The following is a 3,691-nucleotide window of genomic DNA, read 5'->3' as shown; positions in this document are numbered from 1 at the left end:
CGGTCGTTGACGTCAGACTTCAGGAATTCGTTGTAGAGCGTCTCGGCAAGGCTTGCCGTCGGTGACTCTCCGGACGCGAAGAGCGCATTGATCCGGTGGTTCAGCGTGGGGTTGACGCCGGTCGCATAGGTATAGAGCAGCTCGTAGAACTGCGGGTAGGGTGGAATACTGCTCTTCTTCAGAAGAGCGAGCGCAGCATTGGCATAGCCGAGCGCTCGCTTGAACTCGTGATCCGACACAGCCTTCCCCGCGACCCCTGGTGCCGATCAACGGCAATGGTTTGCTACTTCGAAGTCATCTACAAGTCATAGCGACACGACAGAGAATGTGTCGACGGCCAAATTCCCTGAATTTGGCAGTTTTCTAGTCAGATTCCTGTTCGACGGTCCGCGTCGAACGAAGCAGAAACGCCGGAACTGGACCCGCATCGCCAAAAGGCGAGTCGGGAACAATGCCGGAAACAGGTGACGGTGGTGCGTCCTTGGCCTTGCGGCGCGGCTCACGCCCCCTGGTAGCCTTTGGCGCTGCTTCTTCAGTGGCGGCCGGTTGACTCTGGCGGGCAGGGGCCTTGCGGCGCGAGCCCCGAGCGGGCTTTGCAGGTGCAGCATCCTCGTCTTCGCCCTGGCTCGAAGCGACGGGCGCCACGTCAAGCCAGTCGATCGGCTTCTGGATCAGCTTCAGAATGGCATCGAGATGCTTGTCATCGCTGGGGCCGACAAACGTGTAGGCGGTGCCGGTGCGACCGGCACGGCCCGTGCGGCCGATGCGGTGCACATAGTCTTCGGCGTGCACCGGCACGTCGAAGTTGAACACGTGGCTCACCGCCGGAATGTCGAGGCCGCGTGCGGCGACGTCGCTGGCGACCAGCAGCGTCAGGTTGCCGGACTTGAAGGCGTCCAGCGTTTCCATGCGGCTCTTCTGGTCCATGTCGCCATGGAGAGACCCGGCGCTGAAGCCGTGGCGCTGCAGCGAGCGCGCGAGAGTCGCGACGTCACGCTTACGGTTGCAGAAGATGATGGCGTTGGTCAGCCCCTCGGCCGCATTGATGCGGGCACGCAGCATGGCGCGCTTCTGATCGGGACGCGAAGAAACTTTCACCAGCTTCTGGTCGATCGTATCGGCCGTCGAAGAAGTGCGCGACACCTGAACGTGAACCGGGTCCTTGAGGAACCGCTTGGTGAGGCGTTCGATCTGCGGGTCCATCGTGGCCGAGAACAGCATGGTCTGGCGACGGGGCGGCAGGCGCGAACAAATCTTCTCGATGTCGTCGATAAAGCCCATGTCGAGCATGCGGTCGGCTTCGTCGATGACGAGGATTTCAACGCCGGTCAGCAGGATCTTGCCGCGATCGAATTGATCGAGCAGACGGCCGGGCGTAGCGATCAGCACGTCAACGCCGCGATCGAGCTTTTTGTTCTGGTCTTCGAACGACACGCCGCCGATGATGAGGGCCATCGAGAGACGGTGGTTCTTGCCGTACTTTTCAAAATTCTCCGAAACCTGCGCAGCGAGTTCGCGCGTCGGTTCGAGGATGAGCGTGCGGGGCATGCGTGCGCGGGCACGGCCGGCCTCCAGCAGCGTCAACATCGGCAGCACGAAGGATGCAGTCTTGCCGGTGCCGGTCTGGGCGATGCCAATAAGGTCCTTCTTTTGCAGAAGGTGCGGAATGGCCTGTGCTTGAATTTCAGTCGGTCGCGTATAGCCCGCCGCTGTAACAGCGTCGGTAACTTTGCTCGAAAGGCCAAGGCCAGAAAAATCGTCGGTCAACGTCAGAGATTCCACTCAACGGGTCATCCGCGGGCCAACCGAACCGAAATGTCCGGCAGACTCGGCACGGAAATCATGTGCAAGGCCCGTGCTTTGGGGCTGTGGCCCTAGACCCAATGTCGAATGGATAGTCGGGTACTTGTTTTCTTGCGTAGGCCCGTCGCCGGGCGGAAGTGTGCAATGACTGAAAACAGGCAATCCGGCAAACCTTGCGGCGCGGACCATAGCGCAAACCCCTTAAGTGTCAACGGTCTTGGCCGGAATTCGGGTATTTCGGTCTTTCAGCTTACTTTGGCTGAACTGGCCCGGGCAACAACGCGCGGCGTGACAACGAAATGTTCGGAGTGTGTGCGACCGTCAATACGCTCGATCAGGAGGCGTGTTGCTTGCAAACCGAGCACTTCGCCTGACTGGTCTATGCTGGTAAGCCGGTTTTGCGCGAATTCGCAAAATACCGTGTTGTCATAGCCGATAATGGCAATGTCCTGGGGAATGGACAGCCCCAGCTCTGTCGCCACGCTGATGGCTTCGAAAGCCATGAGATCGGTCCAGCAGAAAATCGCGTCGGGGCGATCCCGGCTTTCAAGGAGGCGCCGGACTGTGAGCTGCACATCGCGGAGCACCTGTGGCGCGCGCACAATGTTGATTGACGAACCAAGACCCTGTTCCGTCATTTCGAGGCGATAGCCCAGCTCGCGCTGGTTGATGACCGTGGAAACAGGCACAGCAAGGCTCAGCATAGCCACCTTCTTGTGCCCGTTCTGGCAAAGGTGACGAACGGCTAGCCTGCCGCCCAGCTGATCGTCGTTGTTGACCGTATCGAAGCGTACCGCCTCGATATCGTGATGCCCGATGGCAACCAGCGGAATGCGGTCGGCGATGTCATTGAGGCGCTCGTTGGTCTCATTGGGACCGATCAGAACAAGGCCATCCATCTGCCTGTCGATCATCGCCTCGACCAGCGATGAGGCGGAAACGCTGACGCCCTGCATCGCCTGATATTGCGTGCGTTCGAGCGCCGAATTCACGCCGGCAAAGATATCTGCGAAGAACGGATTACGAAGGTCGGGGAAAATCAGGCCCAGCGTATAGGTCCGCCCGCGCAGCCCGCGAGCGGAAGCCAGCGGCCGATAGTTGAGCTTCTCCATCGACGCCTGAACCTTGGTGCGCAGCGCGTCGCTGACGCCGTAAGCGTTTCTCAGCACTTTGGAAACGGCGGCCACCGACACGCCCGCGTCGCTGGCAACTTCCCGAATGGTGATGCGCGGCGTTCTCGCCGGGGCCTTCTTGGTCATGACGTCCTCTGCCTCCGTCTTCGCACCTAATCCAAAAAAAGCCTATTGCGAAGATCGCAAAAATGTAGAACGCTACACGTAGAACAGTTTACAGCCGCACAAAGCGGCTTGAGGAGACTACCACGTGCTGAATGAAACCGCGGCAGAGCTGGCTTCCAGCTCACGAGCTTCCACACGCGCATGGACTGCCAAGATGGTTCGTCCGCTCGCTGACAAGGGTGTCGGCACCCCGGCGACCTTTGTGGCGAAGACCTTCAATCTGGATAGCGTCTCCGGCGCTGAAATCCTCGATATTTCGGCCCTCGGCCTCTACGTCGCCTTCATCAATGGCAAGCGCGTCGGCAATGATGTGCTGACGCCAGGCTGGACGGCCTACGATGCGCGCCTCAGCTACCAGACCTACAATGTCGGCTCGCTGCTCGTTGCCGGTGAAAACCGCATCGAAATCTGGCTGGGCGATGGCTGGATGCGTTCCCAGCTCATGTGGGGCAAGGCCCCGATCTACAACGTCTGGGGCAGCGACATTGCAGCTCTAGTCGAATTGCGCGGCAAGGCCGGCGATGTCGATCCGGTTCTCGTGACCGATGCCTCGTGGGAAAGCGGCGAACTGCCGATCCGCAAGTCGGGTA

3 protein-coding genes and 1 pseudogene are annotated in these 3,691 nt (G+C 60.0%); 1 reads left to right on the top strand and 3 read right to left on the bottom strand.

All coding sequences use genetic code 11. From position 1 onward, the window contains the following. From J0I64_RS22345 to J0I64_RS22335, 3 genes and pseudogenes are all read right to left on the bottom strand, one after another. Window positions 1-239: pseudogene (locus tag J0I64_RS22345) on the bottom strand (GGDEF domain-containing protein); the annotation flags it as partial. A 124-nt stretch (window positions 240-363) separates the two neighbouring features. Further along, a complete protein-coding gene (locus J0I64_RS22340) occupies window positions 364-1,767 on the bottom strand; it encodes a DEAD/DEAH box helicase (RefSeq protein WP_291412461.1) in 1,404 nt (467 codons plus the stop codon). A gap of 281 nt (window positions 1,768-2,048) precedes the next feature. Beyond that, complete coding sequence (locus J0I64_RS22335; protein ID WP_291412459.1) at window positions 2,049-3,062, bottom strand: LacI family DNA-binding transcriptional regulator; 1,014 nt, start codon at window positions 3,060-3,062, stop codon at window positions 2,049-2,051. Window positions 3,063-3,255: 193 nt separating this feature from the next. Here J0I64_RS22335 and J0I64_RS22330 point away from each other — a divergent pair. Further along, window positions 3,256-3,691 (top strand): alpha-L-rhamnosidase N-terminal domain-containing protein (locus tag J0I64_RS22330; protein WP_291412457.1); only part of this gene is annotated, 436 nt, incomplete at its 3' end.

Origin of the sequence: Devosia sp., assembly GCF_017307565.1 — a bacterium.
Classification (GTDB): Bacteria; Pseudomonadota; Alphaproteobacteria; order Rhizobiales; family Devosiaceae; genus Devosia.
Note: the sequence above shows the minus strand (reverse complement) of the source record. Positions and strands in the feature narration are given on the sequence as shown.